We start from the raw sequence: 20,687 nt of genomic DNA, 5'->3' as shown, positions 1-20,687 counted from the left end.
CACCGACGGGTGGGCCGGTCGTGCTCGGGTGGTGCCGGGTGCGCGGTCAGTGGGTGCGCTGGTACTCCTCCCAGGTCTGGATGGGGATGCGCGGGCCGTCGTCGGCGGCGTGGTTCGCCAGGCCGTTGAGGCCGAGGTAGTAGTCACCGGTCTGGTTCTGGGCCTGGGTGGACAGATCGGTGTCGCTGATCGCGGCGGCGTGGATGTGCCACGGCCAGTCGCCCTGGCTGGGGTTGCGGACCCAGGCGGCGAACCCGACCTGGCGCAGTGCCTTCGCCACAGAAGTGCGGGTGGCAGTCGACATGCCGTCGATGTTGATGTCCACGACGCCACCGCCGTCATGGGTGCCCGCCGAGGTGGGATCGCCGCCGGGGTTGTAGGAGCCCTGGGCCAGGGTCAGGTGGAAGCCCAGCAGGCGTTCGGCCTCCGTGAGCATGTTCTGGGTGCGGGTGTCGACGGTGTATCCGTCGCGCTGCAGCTTCGCGCCCGGCCCGATCTGGTGGGTGACGGTGAAACGGCCCTGGCCCAGGGCGGCGAGGGAGGAGGCGCCGGGCAGTCCGTTGGCGTCCAGGCCGGTGTAGCCGAGGGAGCGCTGGAAGGCGGCGTAGGCCGCGATGGTGGTGGTGCCGAAGTACCCGTCCACCCAGCGGGCGTCCAGGAGGTTGCGGGCCTGCAGGGCCCGCTCGACGGCGAGGACCGAGTCCTTGGCCCCCGGGGTCAGCGTGCTGTCTGCGCGTCGGGGGTCGATCTGGGCGGCCAGCACGGTGGCCTCCATGTCCACCACGGGCAGCGCGGCAGCGGTGGCCGCCGGCGCCTCGTTGGGGGGCGGCGGGGTTGCCGCGTGGGCCTGTGCGGCGCCCAGCACCAGGCCGCTCAGCACGGCGGCGGCCGTGAGCAGGCGGGTGGCGGTGTTCCGGGTCTTGACGACGGATGCCATGCGATGGCTCCTTCCGGTTCGGTGGAGGACCGGCGCCGCCCCCATCCCGGTGCCGGTGCCGGTACCGGGCAAGGGGGTTGCGCCGTCGGGCCCGCGCCGGGGCCCGAGATCCGTTCGAGACGTTAGGAGGCGTCGATAGCGCGCGCGTATCGCGTCGGCGCGCGCCGGGCAGGCAGCGGGGCCGCAACGGCGGCCCCGCGCAAGGGAGTCGGGGCCCGGACGAGCCGCTTCATCGGGCGGCTACGGCCGCGATACCGCCCCGCGCCGGCACGGGTGCGCCACCGGCCGCCGTGACCATCACGGCGGCCGGCCTCACGGGGCGGACCCGGACGGCCGCCCGCGGAGGGCGCCTGGCCCGGTGCAGGGCCGGCGGTTGGTGCGGCCGTACGGGCTGTGCGGACCGTCCGGCAGGTGCGGTTGCCCGGCGCGGAGCGGCACCGGGCCGTCGCGCCGGAGCGGAGCGGGTGCCCGCGTGCCCGTACGCCGTGGAAAAGCCCCGCGGGGCGACGGATGTGATCCGTCGGCCCGCGGGGCTTCGTGCGTTCTGTACTGCCCTGACCTGCGGTTACAGCACCTGGAGGTTCTTGCGCAGCTCGAAGGGGGTGACCTCGGAGCGGTACTCCTCCCACTCCTGGCGCTTGTTGCGCAGGAAGAAGTCGAAGACGTGCTCACCGAGCGTCTCGGCGACCAGTTCGCTGCGCTGCATCAGGTCGATCGCCTCGCCCAGGTTCTGCGGCATCGGCTGGATGCCGAGCGCCCGCCGTTCGGCGTCGCTGAGCGCCCAGACGTCGTCGTCGGCGCCCGGCGGGAGTTCGAGGCCGTCCTCGATGCCCTTGAGGCCGGAGGCCAGCACCACCGCGTAGGCGAGGTAGGGGTTGCAGCCGGTGTCCAGCGAGCGGACCTCGACCCGGGTGGAGCCCTGCTTGCCGGGCTTGTACATCGGGACCCGGATCAGCGCCGAGCGGTTGTTGTGCCCCCAGCAGACGTACGAGGGCGCCTCGCCGCCGGCGCCCGCGGTGCGCTGCGAGCCGCCCCAGATCCGCTTGTAGGAGTTGACCCACTGGTTGGTGACCGCGGCCGTCTCCGCGGCGTACTTGAGCAGGCCGGCGATGAAGGAGCGGCCGACCTTGGAGAGCTGGTACTCGGCGCCCGACTCGTGGAAGGCGTTGCGGTCGCCCTCGAACAGCGAGAGGTGGGTGTGCATGCCCGAGCCGGGGAAGTTGGAGAACGGCTTGGGCATGAAACTGGCGTGCACGCCCTGCTCCAGCGCGACCTCCTTCATGACCAGGCGGAAGGTCATGATGTTGTCGGCGGTGGAGAGCGCGTCCGCGTACCGCAGGTCGATCTCCTGCTGGCCGGGGGCGCCCTCGTGGTGGGAGAACTCCACCGAGATGCCCATCGACTCCAGCATGGTGATGGCCTGGCGGCGGAAGTCGTGGCCGACGCCTCGCGGGGTGTGGTCGAAGTAGCCGGACTGGTCGGCCGGGATGGGCGGGGTGCCGTCGCCCGGGAGGTTCTTCAGCAGGAAGAACTCGATCTCCGGGTGGGTGTAGAAGGTGAAGCCCTGCGCCGAGGCCTTCTCCAGCGTGCGCTTGAGCACGAACCGCGGGTCGGCGTAGGAGGGCGACCCGTCCGGCATCATGATGTCGCAGAACATCCGGGCGGTGCCCGGGGTCTCCGAGCGCCACGGCAGTATCTGGAAGGTGGTCGGGTCCGGCTTGGCGATCATGTCGGACTCGTAGACCCGGGCGAAGCCCTCGATCGCCGAGCCGTCGAACCCGATGCCTTCCTCGAAGGCCTGTTCCAGCTCGGCCGGAGCGACCGCGACCGACTTCAGGAACCCGAGCACGTCGGTGAACCACAGCCGGACAAAACGGATGTCACGCTCTTCGAGCGTACGAAGCACGAACTCCTGCTGCTTGCCCATGGGGACAGTCTCACCTCTGCTCTTTACGCCCGTGTTACGTCCGGAACCGGCCACCGTGGCGACTGGTCCCATCATGGCGGATCCCCGCTCGGAACGTACCCCCCGGCCGGGACATAGCGTCAGGTTGACGATTACACTCCCGGGCATGCCGAATCTCCGTCTCGCCCTGTGCCAGATCGACCCCTGGGTCGGTGACCTCGCCCGCAACGGCGAGGAGGTGGTGCGCCTGGCCCGGCAGGCCGCCGAGGCCGGCGCCCGGCTCGCCGCCTTCCCCGAGATGGCCCTGACGGGTTACCCCGTCGAGGACCTGGCGCTGCGCGACTCGTTCGTGGAGGCCTCCCGGTCTGCCCTGGTCGCGCTGGCCGCGCGGCTCGCCGCCGAGGGGCTCGGCGAGCTGCCCGTCCTGGTCGGGTACCTGGGCCGCTCCGGGCACCCCTCCCCCGCACTCGGCCGCCCGGCCGGCGCACCGCAGAACTGCGCCGCGGTCCTCCACCGCGGCCGGGTGGCCACCCGGTTCGCCAAGCACCACCTGCCCAACTACGGCGTCTTCGACGAGCGGCGCCACTTCGTCCCCGGCGACCGGCTGCCGGTGCTGCGCCTGCACGGCGTCGACGTCGCCCTGGCGATCTGCGAGGACATCTGGCAGGACGGCGGCCGGGTGACCGCCGCCCGCGAGGCCGGCGCCGGGCTGCTGCTGGTGGTCAACGGTTCGCCGTACGAGCGCGACAAGGACGACGTCCGGCTGGAGCTGGTCCGCCGCCGCGCCGCCGAGGCGGGCTGCACGCTGGCCTACGTCAACATGGTCGGCGCCCAGGACGAGCTGGTCTTCGACGGCGACTCGCTGGTGGTCACCCCCGGCGGCGAGGTGCTGGCCCGGGCCCCGCAGTTCGAGGAGCGGCTGCTGCTGATCGACCTCGACCTGCCGGCCGCCACCGCCGCGCACCCCGACGGGCAGCTGCTGGGCGCGGGCCTGCGCCTGGCCCGCACCGACCTCGGCGGCGAGCCGCTGCCCGCGCCCGCCGTCCCGGTGGCCGGCGGGGTCGCACCACGGCTCGAGGACGAGGCCGAGATCTACGCCGCACTGGTCACCGGCACCCGGGCGTACGTCCGCAAGAACGGCTTCGGCTCGGTGCTGATCGGCCTCTCCGGCGGCATCGACTCGGCGCTGGTCGCGGCGATCGCCGTGGACGCGGTCGGCGCCGGGAACGTGCACGGCGTCTCGATGCCCAGCCGGTACTCCTCGCAGCACTCCCGGGACGACGCCGCCGACCTCGCGGCGCGCACCGGCCTCGCCCTCCGGACGGTGCCGATCGCCCCCATGTTCGACGCGTACATGGCGTCGCTCGGCCTGACCGGCCTGGCCGAGGAGAACCTGCAGTCCCGGCTGCGCGGCACCCTGCTGATGGCGATCTCCAACCAGGAGGGCCACCTCGTGCTCGCGCCGGGCAACAAGAGCGAGCTGGCGGTCGGCTACTCCACGCTGTACGGCGACTCGGTGGGCGCGTACGGGCCGATCAAGGACGTCTACAAGTCGCTGGTGTTCCGGCTGGCCCGCTGGCGCAACGAGGAGGCCGTCCGCCGCGGCGAGGTGCCGCCGATCCCGGAGAACACCATCGTCAAGCCGCCGTCGGCCGAGCTGCGCCCGGACCAGCAGGACAGCGACTCGCTGCCCGACTACGACCTGCTGGACACCGTCCTCGACCTGTACGTGGAGGGCGACCGGGGCCGGGACGCGATCGTGGCGGCCGGGTTCGACGCGGCGGTGGTCGACCGGATCGTCCGGCTGGTCGACACCGCCGAGTACAAGCGCCGCCAGTACCCGCCGGGCCCGAAGATCTCCGCCAAGGGCTTCGGCCGCGACCGCCGGCTCCCGATCACCAACCGCTGGCGCCGCGGCTGACCCGTCTGCCACGCCGCGCCCACCGAACCGTCACGAGCCCCGTCCCCGAAGCCCACCACGTCCGGGGTCGGGGCCCGGCGATTGGTACTACCATCACTTCATCAGTGACGAGGTGTCACGGGAGCGATGACGGGGGGTCATCATTCATGGCCATCGAACTACCCGGTGAACTGGTCTTCGTGATGGACCTGCTCGGCCTGAACTGGCCGCAGGTCAACGAGGACGGCGTCCGCGAGTTCGCCGACCACGTACGGCAGTTCGCCGTCAACATCGACGGCACCCACCAGGCGGCCACCGCCACCATCCGCGCCATGGCCGACGCCTACCAGGCCAGTTCGTACGAGCAGCTGGCCGAGCGCTGGGCCCGGATGTCCGAGGACCACATGGACGACCTCGTCCAGGTCTGCAACGCCTCCGCCACGGCGCTGGACATCGCCGCCGACGTGATCGTGGCGGCCAAACTCGCGGTCATCACCCAACTCGGCATCATGGCCGCCGAACTGGCGGCCGCGGCAGCCACCGCCGTGGTGACCCTCGGCGCCTCCGCCGCGGCCGAGGCCGCGCTCGCCGAGGTCCAGCGCCGGATCGTCAAGGAGATCATCCAGGAGGCCGAGGACCAGGTGGTCGGCATGCTGGTGGAGCGGGCGGTCGCCCCGCTGGAGGAGGCCGTCACCCGGGCGCTGACCGGGCTGGTGTTCAAGGGCGTGCAGTCGGCGGTCGGCGCGGCGGCAGGCGGCGGGGCGGTCGGCCAGGGCTTCCGGGTCGACCCCGACCGGATGCTCGCGCACGCCGCCGAACTCCAGCGCCACTCCGACCAGGTGGCCGGCCACGCGAGTGCCTTCGCCACGGCGACCTCGGGGGTGTCGTTCAGTTGACGCACCCCATCGCCAAGGCCCTGGAGGACGCCGCCCAGCGGGTCGGCCGGACCATCAGCAAGGACGCCGCCAGGGCGGTCTCGGAGATGTACGAGCAGGCCGGACACGGCGCGAAGCAGGTCGTGAAGAACCTGAAGGACGCGGACGACGCCCACGCCAAGCAGATCATCGCGCTGGCCGAGAAGATCGCCAAGAACGACGGGATGACCGGCAAGGGCGCCCGCAAGCGGATGGTCCGCCAGCACGACGCCCGCACCCGGATCGCGGGGCACCTCGGGGTCCGCGGCGACTACGACGCCGAGATGGTGATCGACTCCTCGAAGTACCCGGAGTCGGCGCAGCACATCCGCGAGGCGCAGAACGGCACGATCTGGCGCGGCGGACGGTCCCGGACCGGTCCGGCCAAGCCGTCGGTCCTGACCATCGACCGGCCGAACGCGGACGCCAACCGGGCCGAATCGCTGCGCGGCATCCCCACCGCGCCGCCGCAGGACCGGGACGAGTACCCCCCGGCGATGTTCCGGGAGGGCGGCAAGGGCGCCAGCGTGAAGTACATCTCCGACTCCGACAACCGCGGCTCGGGATCGGCGATGGGCAGTGCCCTGCACGGCCTGCCCCACAATGCCAGGGTGCGAATACGGGTACGGTGACGGCGAGGGGTGATGTACGTGAACGCGGCTGAGCAGCTGATCTCGCAGGCACGGCACGGGAGGTTCCGGGAGCTGCTGCCGCAGTTGCTCGCCCTGGCGACCGACCCCGCGGGCGAACCGGATCCGGCCTGGGAGGCCGGGGCGGCCGCCATCCAGATCCTGTTCTGGCACGACCGGTTCGCCGAGGCGGCCGAGCTGGCCGAGACGCTGATCACCCGCCAGGCGCCGCTCGGCGGTGAGCTGTGCGACCAGGACGTGCCGTTCGACGACTCCTTCCTGGCCGCCGAACTGCACGCCGGGGTGCCCGCCGGACCGCGGATGCGGGCCGCCGCCGCACTGGTGCCGCAGGACCGGGTGCTCGGCGAGTCGCTGCTGTGGCGGGCCGACGAGCTGGCGCTCCGCCCGGTGGGGCAGCTGCTGCCGAGCGCGCACGGCTGGGGCGGCCCGGTCAGGTCCGCCGACGGCGTCATCGGCGGGCAGCTCCTGGAGCGGGAGTTCGGCTCGCTGGGCGAGCGGGACCGGAAGCTCGCCTGGACGGCGTTGAAGAACACCAATGACTTCCCGCGGGCCCGCGCGCTGGTCGAGGACGCCGGCGAGCTGCCCGAGGAGTACGACGCCCTGCTGTGGCTGGCGGGCTGGTACGCCGTCGAGGGGGCGGTGGAGGCCGGTGAGAGAATGCTGCTGGCCGCTCACGGGCGCTGGTGGCCCTACATGCGCTGGGACGCCATCCCCGACTCGATGGTCCTGCAACCCGCCCTGCGCCCGGTCGTCACCGACCGGGTGCGTGAGCACTATCTGACCCGGCCGATCGGCCCCGAAGCGAGGAGTGACCCGAAATGACCCAGAGTGCGCTGGAGCAGCTGCTCGGCCGCGCCCGGGGGCCGATGGGGCCGTCCACCGAGCTGGACTTCGGGGTGGAGGGCGGCCCGCTGGCCGAGCTGGGCGCCCTGGTCTCCCGGCTGAACGGCTTCTTCGCGTTCAACGCCGGGGTGCAGGTCTTCCGGGTCGGCGAGGAGGGGCTCGGCCCCGACCTGCTGAGCTGGAACGAGGAGAACACCTGGAAGGACACCTACGACGGCCTGGCCGACGGGCTGTTCTGCTTCGGCCAGGACATCTTCGGCAACCAGTTCGCGGTGATGGACGGCGCCGAGGTGGTGGTGTTCGACCCGGAGACCGCCGAGGTGGAGGTGCTGGGCACCAGCCTGGAGTCGTGGGCGCAGTGGCTGCTGGCGGACCCGGAGGTCAACGCGGCGTCCAACTTCGCGTACGCCTTCCAGCAGCAGAACGGTCCGCTGGAGCCCGGCCAGCGGCTGGTCCCGCTGCAGTTCTTCGTGGCGGGCGGCGGCTACGAGTTCGACAACTTCGCGGTGCGGGACGCGGTGACCGCGATGCGGATCCGCGGGCCGGTCGCGCAGCAGGTCCACAACCTGCCGGACGGCGCGACCATCAACCTCAGCGCGGGCTGATCCACGACCCTGGGCCCCCGGTCCGGCCCGTCCACGGCCGGCCGGGGGTTTCGCCGTCTTTCGGTCATTCACCCCAGCTGCGCCGTGGACGACTCAAATTCACCCTGGCGAATTCCTGGGTCCCCTGCCAGTCTTGGGACCCGAACCCGTGGAGCCATCCCCCGGTCGTCGGCCCGGCGGGGGCCCGCCGATGACGGTCCGCTGCCCGGCCGGTCCCGCCCCGGACCCGCCGGGCAGCGTGCCGTGCGGGGCAGTGTGCCGTGTTGGGCCGCGGGCCGGGTGCGGGGCCGCGGGCGTCAGTACCGGTAGTCGGCGGCGACCGCGCGGTGGTCGCTGCCGTCGGCGGGCAGCACCCGGGAGTCGGTGGGCTGTAGGCCGCCCTTGCTGAGGATCTGGTCGATCCGGGCCATCGGGAAGGAGGCCGGCCAGGAGAAGCCGAAGCCGTCGCCGGCCGCGCCGTGGGCGGAGCGCATCTGGGCGCTGATCGGGGCGAGGCTGCGGTCGTTCATGGTGCCGTTGAGGTCGCCCATCAGCAGCACCTTCTTGATCGGCTCGGCCTCGATGGCGTTGCCGAGGGCCTGGGCGCTGACGTCCCGCTGTCCGGCGGTGAAGCCGCCGTCGAAGTTCACCCGGACGGAGGGCAGGTGGGCCACGTACACGGCCAGCGGACCCTTGGGGGTGGTCACCTCGGCCCGGAAGGCCCGGGTCCAGCCGATCTTGATGTCCACCACCGAGGTGCCCTGGATCGGGTAGCTGGACCACAGTCCGACGGTGCCCTCGACCACGTGGTACGGGTACTTGGCGGCCAGGCCCTTGCCGTACGTCTGGGCGGCCCCGGAGGCCAGCTCCTCCAGGGCGATGATCTGCGCGCCGGAGCCGTTGAGCAGCCGCAGGGTGCCGGCCGGGTCCGCGTTGGCGGCGGCCACGTTGTGGGTCAGGACGGTGAAGTCGCCCTTGCCGGAGCTCTTGTCGGTGAGCAGCCCGCCGAACAGGTTGACCCAGACCACGGCCGGGAGCAGGACGGCGGTCACCGCAACCGCGGAGCGCCGCCACAGGGCCAGGGCCAGCAGGACGGGCAGGGCGAGGCCGAGCCAGGGCAGGAAGGTCTCCAGCAGGCTGCCGAGGTTGCCGACGGTGTTGGGGATCTCGGCGTGGAAGCCGAGGACCAGGGCGAGCAGGACGGCCAGGGTGGCGATGATCCAGCCGCGGCGCGGTTCCAGCCACGGGTCGAGGCGGCGGCGCAGGGCCCGCAGCCGTCCGCCGGGTTCGGACTCCGGCGGCCCGCTCCCCGCGGCCGCCGCCGGACTGTCCGCCTGCACCATCGCCACTCCTCCGCACAAACCCGTTCCGCCCGGCTGATGCCGATTTAGTCTGATTCTCGGCTCAGCCTATGACGGGACAGACGTCGCTCCCCTCCGACAAGGTTCCGGCACGCACCGGATCAGTGGGATTCGCCACGCGGCGGGTGGGCGCCGACGCCGTTCAGCACCGCGTCGATCATCTGGCGGGCCAGGCCGGGGTCGTCCAGCGGGGCGTCGTCCCACAGGATGGTCCGCAGCAGGATCGGGCCGATCAGCACCTCGCAGACCAGTTCCTGGTCGAGGTCGGCGCGCAGCACCCCTTCGTCGACGCCGCGGCGGACGATGGTGCGGACCAGTTCGCGGCGCGGTTTCACCACCCGCTCCTGGTAGATGGCGCGCAGCTCGGGCCAGTCGTTCATCTGGCCGAGGGCGGACTTGAGGACCCAGCGGGAGCGCTTGGCCAGGCCGCGCTTGCGCATGTAGTCGACCATGCCGACCAGGTCGTCGTGGACCGAGCCGCCGGTGAGCTGCGGCGGCGGCGCCTCCAGCCGGGCGACCACGTCGACCAGCAGGGCCTCCATGTTCGGCCAGCGGCGGTAGATGGTGGCCTTGCCGACCCCGGCCGCGGCGGCGACCCGCTCGATGGAGAGCTCGGCGAGGCCGACGCCGTCCTCCATGAGCTGCTCGACGGCGGCGAAGATGGCCTGCTCCGCGGCCTCGCTGCGGGGCCGGCCCCGCCGGGGAGCGCAGGGCTCCTTGGCGGGGCCGGCCTCGGGGGCGCGGCGGGCGGCCGGGGTGTCGGTCTGCATGCCGCTATTGTCCATGGCCCGAGGTCAGACCTGTGCGGGACGCTGCCCGGCGGCGGCCGGGCGGCCGTCCTCGGCGGCGGCCGGGCGGCCCGGTCCGGCGGGGGTGCCGGGGGTGCTGCGGCCCGGCAGCAGCAGGAGGGCGATCAGGGCGCCGACGGCGGTGATGCCGCCGGACAGGCCCGCCACCACGTGCATGGCGTGCACGAAGGAGTCCTGGGCGGGCCCGATCAGGCCGGGGTTGTGGGTGCCGTTGGCGATGGCGACGGTGGCCTCCAGCGACTCGCCGGCCTTGTCGCGCAGGGCGGGCGGCAGGGCGGCGAGCCGGTCGGCCATGCCGTCCCGGTAGACGGTGGAGAGCACCGCGCCGAGGATGGCGACCCCGAGCGAGCCGCCGACCTGGCGGAAGGTGTTGTTCAGGGCGGAGCCGGCGCCGGCCTTCTCCCGGGGGAGCGAGCCCATGATCGCGACGGTGACCGGGGGCATCACGTGGGCCATGCCGGCGCCCATCACGAAGCCGAGCACGATCAGCACCCAGATCGGGGTGGAGACGCCCAGCGTGAGGTAGCCGAAGAACCCGGCCGCGACCAGCGCCATACCGGCGGCGCAGGTGGCGCGGACGCCGAAGCGGTCGACCACCAGGCGGGCCCGCGGGGCGAACACCATCTGGGCGCCGGCCAGCGGCAGCATCAGCAGGCCGGCCTGCAGCGCGCTGTAGCCGCGCACGCTCTGGGTGTAGAAGACGCCGAAGAAGGAGACGCCCATCAGCGCGAAGAAGATCACGCCGATCACCACGACCGAGGCCGAGAAGACCTTGTTGCGGAACCAGGTGATGTCCAGCGCCGGGTGCGAGGTGCGCTTCTCGAAGACGACGAAGGCGGCCAGCGCCAGCAGGCCGATCAGGATCGGCACCCAGGCGGCGGCGTCGGTGAAGTCGGCCAGTTCGCCGCCCTTGATGATGCCGTAGATCAGCGCGACCAGGCCGATGATCGACAGCAGCACGCCGACCGGGTCGAGCCGGCCCGGGTTGGGGTCCTTGGAGTTGGGCACCAGCAGTGCCATCACGACCAGGGCGAGGGCCACGATCGGCACGTTGACCAGGAAGACCGAGCCCCACCAGAAGTGCTCGATGAGCAGGCCGCCGGTGATCGGGCCGATGGCGATGGCGAGGCCGACCGCGCCGGCCCAGATGCCGATCGCCTTGGGCTGCTCGTGCCGCTCGAAGACGTTCATGATGATCGCCAGCGTGGCGGGCATCACGAAGGCACCGCCGAGTCCCATCACGGCGCGGAAGGTGATCAGCTGGCCGGGCGAGTCGGCGAAGGCGGAGAGCAGCGAGCCGAGGCCGAACACGAGCATGCCGCCGAGCAGGGTCCACTTGCGGCCGAGCCGGTCGCCGAGCAGGCCGGCGGTGAACAGCAGGCCGGCGAAGACCAGCGTGTAGGAGTTGATCGACCATTCCAGGTCGCTCTGGCTGGCGCCCAGGCCGGTGGGGGCCGGGGTGGCGATGGTCTTCATCGCGACGTTGAGGATCGAGTTGTCGAGCACCACGACCAGCAGGGCGAGCACCAGGGTGCTCAGGATGGCCCAGCGGCGGCGGTGGATGGCTTCGGACACGCGCGGCGTGGCGGCAGCGGTGGTCATGGGTCTGTCTTCCCTGTCCGTACGAGGATGTCCGGACTTACGAGTCGGATTCGTCTCGCAACCCCTCGGGTCCAGGGTAGCCCTGATTTCGATACGAGACAGACCCGTATCGCAAACTTCCGGTAAAAGGACCGTGCCGGAACCCACCGTGCACCGCTCTTTGCGCCCGGGCCCGGCCGTGCAAGCATGGGAGCAGATCCGGGGACGCCGCACGGCGCCACGAGACGACAACCCCTCAGGAGCCTGTTCGATGAACGCTTCTCCGCTTTCGCCTGCCCCCGCGCAGGCACCCGCCCCGCAGCCCGCCGCGGACCGGGGCCCGGCCACCCTGTACGGCGGCGTGACCAACCGCCGGGTGACCGTCCGCGACCTCGCCGCCGCCAAGCAGCGCGGCGAGCGGTGGTCGATGCTGACCGCCTACGACGCGCTGACCGCCGGGGTCTTCGACGAGGCCGGGATCCCGGTGCTGCTGGTCGGCGACTCGGCCGGCAACTGCCACCTCGGCTACGAGACCACCGTCCCGGTCACCATGGACCAGATGGTGATGCTCTCGGCCGCCGTGGTCCGCGGCACCAAGCGGGCCATGGTGGTCGGCGACATGCCGTTCGGCTCGTACCAGGAGTCGGCCGCCCAGGCCATGCACAACGCCGCCCGGCTGATGAAGGAGGCCGGGGTCGGCGCGGTCAAGCTGGAGGGCGGCGAGCGCAGCGCCCGCTCGATCGAGCTGCTGGTCGAGGCCGGCATCCCGGTGATGGCCCACATCGGCCTGACCCCGCAGTCGGTGCACGCGCTCGGCGGCTACCCGGTCCAGGGCCGCGGCGACGAGGCGGCCCACCAGCTGCTGCGCGACGCCAAGGCGGTCCAGCAGGCCGGCGCCTTCGCGGTGGTCCTGGAAGCCGTCCCGGCCGAGCTGGCCGCCCAGGTCACCGAGCAGCTGATGATCCCGACCGTCGGCATCGGCGCCGGCGCCGGGACCGACGCCCAGGTGCTGGTCTGGACCGACATGGCCGGCATGACCGCGGGCCGGGTGCCGAAGTTCGTCAAGCAGTACGCCAACCTGCGGGCCGTCCTCGGCGAGGCCGCCCGCGAGTTCGCCGCCGAGGTCACCGCCGGCACCTTCCCGGCGGCGGAGCACAGCTTCAAGTAGGCCCCGCCGGCACCTTCCCGGCGGCGGAGCACCGCTTCGAACCGGCCCCGCCGGCAGCCTCGGCCGGGGTCCCGCCGCGGGGCGACAGCCCGCTGTCAGCGGCGACAGAGCGCTGACAGCGGGCTGACAGCGGCGCCGGGCAGTCTGACGGCATGACAGGAATCGCCACCGCCCCGAACGACCGGGGAGACCGCACCAACGCCGTCGAGGTCCGCGGCATCGTCAAGCACTACGGCTCGACGAAGGCGCTCGACGGCGTCGACCTCACCGTCCGCGAAGGCACCGTGCTCGGCCTGCTCGGCCCCAACGGCGCCGGCAAGACCACCCTGGTCCGGGTGCTCTCCACGCTGATCAAGCCGGACGCCGGCAGCGCCTTCGTCGGCGGCTACGACGTGCTGCGCCAGCCCAAGCAGCTGCGCCGCACCATCGGCCTGACCGGCCAGTACGCCTCCGTGGACGAGCTGCTCTCCGGCTACGAGAACCTCTACCTGATCGGCCGCCTGCTGGACCTCTCCGCCAAGGAGTCCAAGTCCCGGGCCGGCGAGCTGCTGGAACGCTTCTCCCTCACCGAGGCCGCCAAGCGCCCCGCCAAGACCTACTCCGGCGGCATGCGCCGCCGGCTCGACCTGGCCGCCTCCATGATCGGCCGGCCCAAGGTGCTCTACCTGGACGAGCCCACCACCGGCCTCGACCCGCGCACCCGCAACGAGGTCTGGGACGAGGTGCAGCGGATGGTCGGCGAGGGCGCCACCGTCCTGCTCACCACCCAGTACATGGAGGAGGCGGAGCAGCTCGCCCACGAGCTGACCGTCATCGACCGCGGCCGGGTGATCGCGGGCGGCGGCATCGCCGAGCTGAAGACCCAGGTCGGCGGGCAGACCCTGCAGGTCCGCCCGGTCCACCCGGCGGAACTGCCGGAGATGGCCCGCTGCCTGCACGAGACCGGCCTGCGCGCCACCTTCTCCGCCGACACCGGGCTGCTCTCGGTACCGCTCACCGCCGACGACCAGCTCACCACCGTGATCGGCGTGCTGGGCACCCGCGGCTTCGCCGTCGCGGGCATCGACACCCTGCTGCCCAGCCTGGACGAGGTCTTCCTGGCCATCACCGGCAAGCCCGCCGCCGCCGCGGCCGACACCGCCCCGACCCTCCCGAAGGAGACCGTGGCATGAGCGCCGCGACCCTGGCCCCCGGCCACCTCGACGACTCCCGGATCGGCCTGCGGGCCAACCTGCGCCACGTCGGCGCGCTGACCCGGCGCAACCTGATGCGGATCAAGGCCGACCCGGAGTCCATGCTGGACGCCCTGCTGATCCCGATCATCTTCACCGTGCTGTTCGTCTACGTCTTCGGCGGCGCGGTCTCCGGCAGCCAGCAGGACTACATCCAGTACATGATCCCGGGCCTGCTCGGCACCACCGGCCTCAACCTGGCGATGTCCGTCGGCACCGGGCTGAACAGCGACTTCCAGAGCGGGGTGATGGACCGCTTCCGGACCCTGCCGATCGGGCGGTCCGCGGTCCTGCTCTCCAAGATCGCGGCGGAGACCTGCCGGGCGCTGGTCTCCTTCACCATCCTGATCGGCTTCTCCATGCTGATCGGCCTGCAGATCAAGACCGGCGTCCTGGAACTGCTCGCGGCGGTCGGCCTGTCCCTGGTGTTCGGCATGTCGATCGTGTGGATCTCGATGCTGCTCGGGATGTCGCTGCGCAGCGCCCAGGCCGTCCAGGGCGTCGGGATGCTGGTGATCATGCCGCTGCAGTTCGGCAGCTCGATCTTCGCGCCCACCACCACCATGCCGGGCTGGCTGCAGGCCTTCACCGAGTACAACCCGCTCTCCGCCCTGGCCGACGCCTGCCGCAGCCTGATCAACGGCGGCCCGCTCGCCCACTCGGTGACCGTGGTGCTGGTCTGCTCCGCGGTGATCACCGCGGTCACCGCCCCGCTCGCGGTCGCCCGCTTCCGCAAGCGCACCTAGTACTCCCTAGGACGCGTGCCAGTGCTCGTCCAGCAGGGTGGTCGCCTCGGTCAGTCCGAGGCGGCCGCCCTCCTCGCGTGCGTCGTGGAACTCCTCTGCGCCGAGCAGCGCCGTCAGCCGCTCCGCGGTGCGGACCCGCTCGGCCCGTTCCATCAGCGAGCCCATCGCCCCGTGCAGGGTCAGGTGCGCGCCGAGCATCACGGCCGCGCGGCGGGCGACGCCGCGGTCGCCGGTGGCGGTGGCGTACTCCAGCAGGATCCCGGATGCGGGCAGCAGCAGCATCATGGTCATGTGCTCGGCGAAGACCGTGATCAGGCCGCTGACCCCGCTGATCCCCCGCCGGCTGTCGCCCAGCAGCGCGAGCCCGCGCTCCGGGTCCCCGGAGCGGGCGGCCACCCAGCCGCGCAGGCAGAGCACGATCGCCTCGAAGACCTCCGGCGAGAGCGGGCCGAAGCTGCGCTGATCGGCCTCCAGCCGGTCCAGCTCCTCGGCCGCCTCCCGGTACTCCTCGCGCCCCACGTGGATGTTGCACAGCAGCAGCCGGCCGTACAGCATCGCGCCGTCGGCCGCCTGATCGCGCCGGTCGACCGCGCCCACCGCGGCCCTGATCAGCCGCTCGCCCTCCACCGGGTCCAGCTCGTACAGCGCCTCGCCGAGCCTGGCCTGCAGCAGCGGCACCTCCTGGGGCGAGCCGATCTCCTCGGCCAGTTCGATCGCCCGCCGGTACGCCTCGGTGGCGCCGGCCGCGTCGCCGCGCTTGGCCGCGTGCTCGGCCTTCGAGGAGTACGCCTCGGACATCGCCCACGGGTCGCCGGTGCGCACCGCCAGCGCGAGCGCCTCGTCGCTGTCGCGCACCGCCTGGTCCAGGCCGCCCACCCAGTCGTTCAGCAGCCGGGCCCGGATGCCCAGCGCGAACCCCAGGTCGTGCGGCCGGCCGTGGCGGCGGGCCCCGGCCACGGCGTCGTCCAGCAGGGCCCGCAGCTCGCCGATCTCGCCCGACAGGAAGGCCGCGAACACCCGCATCAGCACCGGGGCGCGGTACGACTGCGGCAGATCGGGGGTGTACACCTCGAGCACCCGCCGCGCCCGGGCGGCCGTCTCCGGATCGCCGAGCGTGGTCATGTTGGCGGTGAACCGGGCCACCAGCCAGTGCAGGTGGACCTGGCGGCGGGCCTCCTCCAGCTGCTCGCGCGGCAGCGGCAGCGGCACCGCCAGCGGGTCCAGCTCCAGCGGCACCGGCGCCGGCGCGTCCGCCGCGAACGGGTCGGGGCCGAGCCCGGACACCAGCTCGTACCAGACGCACGCCTCCTCGCGGTAGTTGCGCAGCGACCAGAACCAGCTCACCGCCAGCGCGATGACCAGCGCCTGCTGCTCGTCGCCGGTGTCGACCGCCCGGCGCAGCGCGGCCCGGACGTTGTCCTGTTCGCGCTCCAGCACGGCCAGCCAGTGCACCTGGGCGGGGCCGCGCAGGTTGCGGTCGGCGGTGCGGACCAGGTCCCGGTGCCAGGCGGTGTGCCGGTCCGCGACCCGGCCGGCCTCGCCGGCCTCGGCGAGCCGCTCGGCGGCGTACTCGTGGATGGTCTCCAGCATCCAGTACCTGGGCTCCTCGCCGAGCCCGGCGACCACCAGCGACTTGTCGACCAGGGACAGCAGCAGGTCGGCGACCTCCTCGGCGGGGACGTCGGCCTCGTCGGCGAGGACCTGCTCGGCGCTCTCCAGGGTGCAGCCGCCGGCGAAGACCGAGAGCCGGCGCAGCACCGCGCGTTCGCGTTTGCCGAGCAGGTCCCAGCTCCAGTCGACCACCGCGCGCAGGGTCTGCTGGCGCGGCAGCAGGGTCCGGGAGCCGGCGGTGAGCAGGGCGAACCGGCCGTCCAGCCGGTCGGCTATCTGGCGGGGGGTCAGGCCGCGCAGGCGGGCGGCGGCGAGTTCGATGGCGAGCGGGAGTCCGTCGAGGCGGCGGCAGATCTCGGCGCAGGCCTGCGGGTCCTCGGCGGGGTCGAAGCGGGGGCGGGCGGCGGCGCCGCGCTCGGCCAGCAGGCGCAGCGCGGCGGCGTCGGGGAGCGGCTCGACCGGCAGCACCCGTTCGCCGGGGACGCCGAGCGGCTCCCGGCTGGTGGCCAGCACGGTGAGGCCGGGGCACTCGGCGAGCAGCCGGTCGGCGAGGTCGGCGGCGGCCTGGATCAGGTGCTCGCAGTTGTCCAGGACCAGCAGCATCCGGCGGCGGCCGCAGTGGTCGACCAGCCGGCGCAGCGGGTCCGTCTCGCGTCCCTCGATCGCCTCGGCGACGGCGCTGCCGGCGTGCAGCACGGTCTCGCGCAGGCCGAGTGCGGAGAGCACCGCGCCGGGGACGGCGGCCGGGTCCTCCAGCGGGGCGAGTTCGGCCAGCCAGACGCCGTCCGGCCAGGCGCCGTCGGCCTGGGCGGCGCGGCCGGCCTCGACCGAGAGCCGGGTCTTGCCGGAGCCGCCCGGCCCGGTGAGGGTGGTGAGCCGGCCGGAGGCGAGGGCCCGGCCGAGGGCGGCGAGGTCGCCGTCGCGGCCGACGAAGCTGGTCAGCCGGGGGCGCAGGTTGCCGCCGGGGCGGGCCGGGCGGGCCGCCGGGGCGGCGGGGGCGGCCGGTGCGGGGGCGGCAGCGGCGGCGGGCGCGGCGGGGGCGAGCAGTTCGCGGTGCAGGGCCTGCAGGGCCGAGCCGGGGTCGGCGCCGAGCTGGTCGGCGAGGGCGCGCCGCGCGCTCTCGTACTGCTGCAGGGCCTCGGCGGTGCGGCCGTCCTGGTGCAGGGCGCGGATCAGCAGGGCCTGGAGCTGTTCGTCGAGCGGGCGCCCGGCGCAGAGTTCGGCGAGTTCGCCGGTGACCCGGCCGGCCCGGCCGAGGGCGAGGTCGGCGGTGATCCGGTGCCGGCGCGCCTCGTCGCGGCGGGCCTCCAGCCGGGCGGCGGGGCCGCTGCGGTCGGGCAGGTCGGCCAGCGCGGGGCCGCGCCACAGGGCGAGGGCGGTGTGCAGGTCGTCGGCGGCCCGGGCGTGGTCGCCGTCGGCGAGGGCCCGGCGGCCCTGGTCGGCGAGGCGCTGGAAGTCGCCGAGGTCGGTGCCGGCGCCGGTCAGCCAGTACCCGGCCGGGCCGGAGCCGATCTCGGCCCGGCCGACGGTGCGGCGCAGCCGGCCGACCAGGGTCTGCAGGGCGGCGGCGGAGTCCTGCGGCGGGTCGGCGTCCCAGACCTCCTCGACCAGCAGTTCGGCGGGGACGGGCCGGCCCTGCCGCAGCACCAGCGCGGCCAGCAGGGCGCGCAGCCTCGCCCCGCCGAGCGCGATGGGCGTGCCGTCGTCGTGGTGGGCCGTGGTGGTGCCGAGGATGCCGTAGTGCACAGGACCATTCTGGTGGACGGCCGGAGTGCCGCACGCCCTTTGTCGGCCCGGTGTCCGGGGCGGCAGGCGGGGTGGTGCGCGGCGCCGGAACGGGTCCGGGGTGCCGTACGTTCACCCGGGGACGGTTGTCCGGTCCGCCGGCACCCGGCATGATCGTGCTTCCCGCCCGTGCCCGAGCCAGTCCCGGAGTCCCGCCACATGACCTTCGCCACCACCGACCGCCACAGCAGTCAGAACCGGATCAGCCCGGTCTTCCTGGTGCTGGTCGCGATCCTGGGCACGTCCGCGTGGGCGGTGGCCGCGGGGTACGGCAACTCCCGCTTCGGGGTCTTCCTGTTCGTGGTCGCGGGCTGGATGGTGTCGCTGTGCCTGCACGAGTACGCGCACGCCAGGACGGCCCTGCACAGCGGTGACATCTCGATCGGGGCGAAGGGCTACCTGACCCTCAACCCGTTCAAGTACGCGCACGCGGTGCTGAGCTTCGTGCTGCCGGTGATCTTCGTGATCATGGGCGGGATCGGTCTGCCCGGTGGTGCGGTCTTCATCGAGCGGCACCGGATCCGCGGCCGGCTGAAGCACAGTCTGATCTCGGCGGCCGGGCCGCTGGTCAACCTGGTGCTGGGCATCGGGCTGCTGCTGCTGGTCGGCAGCGGCCTGTTCGACGACCCGGGGCTGACCAGCCCGGTCAACGGCTTCGACCTGCCGGTCGCGCCGTTCCCGGCGGCGCTGTCCTTCCTCGCCTACCTGCAGATCACTGCGGCGATCCTGAACTTCCTGCCGGTCCCGGGCCTGGACGGCTACGGGATCGTCGAGCCGTGGCTGTCCTACCGGACCAGGCGCGCGGTCGAGCCGTTCGCGCCGTACGGGATGCTGCTGCTGTTCCTGGTGATCTGGCAGACCGAGGCGGGCAAGTGGCTGAGCCGCCTGGCGCTGTGGATCATGGATCTGTTCGGGGTGGAGAACTACCTGGTCGCGGTCGGCGACGCGCTGTTCCGCTTCTGGTCCTGACCGGCCGGACGGGCCCGGGCCCGGTGGCTCAGCCCTGGCCGGCCTCGGCGGCGCGGGCCCGGTCGGCGCGCTCCTTGCGGACGTAGAACCAGGCCATGTTGCTCGCGACGCCGGCCATCAGCACCCAGATCACGCCGAACCAGTTGCCCTCCACGAAGGAGATCACCGCCGCCGTCACGGCGAGGACGAGGACGAGCGAGGCGAGCAGGGCGTTGCGGGGCATGGCGGAGCTCCAGGGTCGGATGCGCGGTCGGGCCCATTGTCCCCGAAGGGGGCCCCTCGACCGGCCGAGGGGCCCCCTTCGGGGTGGTGCGGGCGGTGCGGCGCGCCGGGGTGCGCGGCTCAGACGTCGGTGATCCGCAGGCCGGCGTGGGCCTTGTAGCGGCGGTTGACCGAGATCAGGTTGGCCACCAGCGCCTCGACCTGGTGGGCGTTGCGGAGCCGGCCGGCGAACACCCCGCGCATCCCGGGGATCTTCTCGGCCAGCGCCTGCACCAGGTCGGTGGCGGCCCGCTCGTCGCCGAGCACCAGCACGTCGGTGTCGATCCGCTCGATCTCCCGGTCCTGCAGCAGCACCGCCGACAGGTGGTGGAACGCGGCGGTGACCCGGGAGTCCGGCAGCAGGGCGGCGGCCTGCTCGGCGGCGCTGCCCTCCTCGGGCTTGAGGGCGTAGGCGCCCTGCTTGTCGAAGCCGAGCGGGTTGACGCAGTCCACCACGATCTTGCCGGCCAGCTCGGTGCGCAGCGCGCGCAGGGTGTCGGCGTGCCCGTCCCACGGCACCGCGACGATCACGATGTCGCTCTCCCGGGCGCAGGTCGCGTTGTCCGCGCCGCGGACCCCCGCGCCCAGCTCGGCGGCGGCGGCCTCGGCCCGGTCGGCGGTCCGGGAACCGATGATCACCTGCTGTCCGGCGGCGGCCAGCCGGTAGGCGAGGCCGCGGCCCTGGTCCCCGGTGCCGCCGAGGACACCGACCACCAACTGGGATACCTCGGGCCGCTCGGGGGTGGCGGCGGCGGCGGCCGGTGCGTTCACTGAATCGGGGTGCGTCATGCCGAAGATCCTGCCAAAGGCGGGGCGGCTGCTCCACGCTGTGCGCCATGGACGCACTGAGAGTTTCGGCACTCCGGGAGAGCCTGGCGGGCAGCGGCTGGTTGGAGTCGACCCGGGAGTTCGGCGGGGAGCTGCGCCGATCGGTGACCCGGCGCGCCTCCCGGGGGCTGCTGCTGGTCGGTACCGAGGCGTACGAGCCGTGGCACCTGGCGGCGCACCTGGACGAGGAGGCGGCCCGCTCGGGGGCCGCGCTGCTGGCGCCGACGCTGCTGCGGCACACCGTGCCGGCGGGCGCGCCCGCCCACCTCGCGCAGGGCCTGCGGCTGCTGTCCGAGCGGCCGCGCGGGGCGACCGTGCTGCTGGTGGCCCCCGCGGCGCCGGACGAGGTGCTGCTGGAGCGGGTCGAGGACGCCCGGCGCGGCGGCGCGACGGTGCTCGCCCTCGACGGCGGCGCCGACGGGCCGACGGCGTCGGCGCACCAGCGGCTGGCGGTGCCGGGCCTGGCGGGCGAGCCGTTCGACCTGGTGCAGCACCTGGTCAGTGCGGCGGCCGGGGCGCCGGCGGCGCGGACCCGCCGGCTGGCCCGGCTGGCGGAGCTGCTGACCGCGCCGGCGGCGCTGCGCTGGTGAGCGGCGCCCGCC

At 73.4% G+C, this 20,687-nt stretch carries 18 protein-coding genes; 10 read left to right on the top strand and 8 right to left on the bottom strand.

Features of this window, described 5'->3' with window-relative positions; translation table 11 throughout:
* Window positions 1–46: 46 nt before the first annotated feature.
* Window positions 47–937, bottom strand: coding sequence for a peptidoglycan-binding domain-containing protein (locus AC2TEW_RS29045; protein ID WP_484626332.1), 891 nt, complete (start codon window positions 935–937; stop codon window positions 47–49).
* 565 nt (window positions 938–1,502) lie between these two features.
* Complete coding sequence (gene glnA2, locus AC2TEW_RS29040; protein WP_033820272.1) at window positions 1,503–2,864, bottom strand: gamma-glutamylpolyamine synthetase GlnA2; 1,362 nt, start codon at window positions 2,862–2,864, stop codon at window positions 1,503–1,505.
* A gap of 145 nt (window positions 2,865–3,009) precedes the next feature.
* Between glnA2 and AC2TEW_RS29035 the strand changes: the two genes are divergently transcribed.
* From AC2TEW_RS29035 to AC2TEW_RS29015, 5 genes are all read left to right on the top strand, one after another.
* Complete coding sequence (locus AC2TEW_RS29035; protein ID WP_484626331.1) at window positions 3,010–4,764, top strand: NAD+ synthase; 1,755 nt, start codon at window positions 3,010–3,012, stop codon at window positions 4,762–4,764.
* Between the two features lie 146 nt (window positions 4,765–4,910).
* Window positions 4,911–5,639: a WXG100-like domain-containing protein gene (locus AC2TEW_RS29030; protein WP_484626330.1), complete on the top strand. Its 729-nt coding sequence runs from the start codon at window positions 4,911–4,913 to the stop codon at window positions 5,637–5,639.
* Window positions 5,636–6,289, top strand: a complete 654-nt coding sequence (locus AC2TEW_RS29025; RefSeq protein ID WP_484626329.1) for a NucA/NucB deoxyribonuclease domain-containing protein — start codon at window positions 5,636–5,638, stop codon at window positions 6,287–6,289. The genes AC2TEW_RS29030 and AC2TEW_RS29025 overlap by 4 nt, the downstream gene beginning before the upstream one ends.
* A gap of 18 nt (window positions 6,290–6,307) precedes the next feature.
* Window positions 6,308–7,129 carry a hypothetical protein gene (locus AC2TEW_RS29020; RefSeq protein ID WP_484626328.1) on the top strand — a complete coding sequence of 274 codons (822 nt, stop codon included), beginning with the start codon at window positions 6,308–6,310 and terminating at the stop codon, window positions 7,127–7,129.
* Complete coding sequence (locus AC2TEW_RS29015) at window positions 7,126–7,755, top strand: SMI1/KNR4 family protein (protein ID WP_484626327.1); 630 nt, start codon at window positions 7,126–7,128, stop codon at window positions 7,753–7,755. Before AC2TEW_RS29020 ends, AC2TEW_RS29015 begins: the two co-directional genes overlap by 4 nt.
* 296 nt (window positions 7,756–8,051) lie before the next feature.
* On the opposite strand, the gene AC2TEW_RS29010 is transcribed toward AC2TEW_RS29015, so the two are convergent.
* The 3 genes from AC2TEW_RS29010 to AC2TEW_RS29000 form a co-directional block, all read right to left on the bottom strand.
* Window positions 8,052–9,077, bottom strand: coding sequence for an endonuclease/exonuclease/phosphatase family protein (locus AC2TEW_RS29010; RefSeq protein ID WP_484626326.1), 1,026 nt, complete (start codon window positions 9,075–9,077; stop codon window positions 8,052–8,054).
* A 119-nt stretch (window positions 9,078–9,196) separates the two neighbouring features.
* The gene (locus AC2TEW_RS29005; RefSeq protein ID WP_484626325.1) at window positions 9,197–9,865 is read right to left on the bottom strand and encodes a TetR-like C-terminal domain-containing protein; all 669 of its coding nucleotides are present in this window, start codon (window positions 9,863–9,865) and stop codon (window positions 9,197–9,199) included.
* A gap of 24 nt (window positions 9,866–9,889) precedes the next feature.
* Window positions 9,890–11,506, bottom strand: a complete 1,617-nt coding sequence (locus AC2TEW_RS29000) for an MFS transporter (RefSeq protein ID WP_484626324.1) — start codon at window positions 11,504–11,506, stop codon at window positions 9,890–9,892.
* Between the two features lie 250 nt (window positions 11,507–11,756).
* Here AC2TEW_RS29000 and panB point away from each other — a divergent pair, with 250 nt between their 5' ends.
* From panB to AC2TEW_RS28985, 3 genes are all read left to right on the top strand, one after another.
* Complete coding sequence (gene panB / locus AC2TEW_RS28995) at window positions 11,757–12,653, top strand: 3-methyl-2-oxobutanoate hydroxymethyltransferase (RefSeq protein ID WP_484626323.1); 897 nt, start codon at window positions 11,757–11,759, stop codon at window positions 12,651–12,653.
* Between the two features lie 152 nt (window positions 12,654–12,805).
* Entirely contained in the window at window positions 12,806–13,825 is a 1,020-nt protein-coding gene (locus AC2TEW_RS28990; RefSeq protein WP_484626322.1) for an ATP-binding cassette domain-containing protein, read from the top strand.
* On the top strand, window positions 13,822–14,631 hold the full coding sequence (locus AC2TEW_RS28985; protein ID WP_484626321.1) for an ABC transporter permease: 810 nt from the start codon (window positions 13,822–13,824) through the stop codon (window positions 14,629–14,631). Before AC2TEW_RS28990 ends, AC2TEW_RS28985 begins: the two co-directional genes overlap by 4 nt.
* 6 nt (window positions 14,632–14,637) lie before the next feature.
* Here the strand turns inward: AC2TEW_RS28985 and AC2TEW_RS28980 are convergent, their stop codons facing one another.
* On the bottom strand, window positions 14,638–17,988 hold the full coding sequence (locus AC2TEW_RS28980; protein WP_484626320.1) for an ATP-binding protein: 3,351 nt from the start codon (window positions 17,986–17,988) through the stop codon (window positions 14,638–14,640).
* A 198-nt stretch (window positions 17,989–18,186) separates the two neighbouring features.
* On the opposite strand from AC2TEW_RS28980, the gene AC2TEW_RS28975 reads away from it, so the two are divergent.
* Entirely contained in the window at window positions 18,187–18,996 is an 810-nt protein-coding gene (locus AC2TEW_RS28975; protein ID WP_484626388.1) for a site-2 protease family protein, read from the top strand.
* A 28-nt stretch (window positions 18,997–19,024) separates the two neighbouring features.
* On the opposite strand, the gene AC2TEW_RS28970 is transcribed toward AC2TEW_RS28975, so the two are convergent.
* On the bottom strand, window positions 19,025–19,219 hold the full coding sequence (locus tag AC2TEW_RS28970; protein WP_484626319.1) for a hypothetical protein: 195 nt from the start codon (window positions 19,217–19,219) through the stop codon (window positions 19,025–19,027).
* A gap of 119 nt (window positions 19,220–19,338) precedes the next feature.
* Window positions 19,339–20,046: an NADPH-dependent F420 reductase gene (npdG, locus tag AC2TEW_RS28965; protein ID WP_484626318.1), complete on the bottom strand. Its 708-nt coding sequence runs from the start codon at window positions 20,044–20,046 to the stop codon at window positions 19,339–19,341.
* Window positions 20,047–20,093: 47 nt separating this feature from the next.
* Here npdG and AC2TEW_RS28960 point away from each other — a divergent pair, with 47 nt between their 5' ends.
* The gene (locus AC2TEW_RS28960; protein WP_484626317.1) at window positions 20,094–20,675 is read left to right on the top strand and encodes a hypothetical protein; all 582 of its coding nucleotides are present in this window, start codon (window positions 20,094–20,096) and stop codon (window positions 20,673–20,675) included.
* Window positions 20,676–20,687: the final 12 nt, after the last annotated feature.

Source organism: Kitasatospora sp. NEAU-CNBT7, from assembly GCF_057220535.1.
The sequence above is the reverse complement of the archived record's forward strand: the minus strand, read 5'-3'. Positions and strand labels throughout refer to the sequence as shown.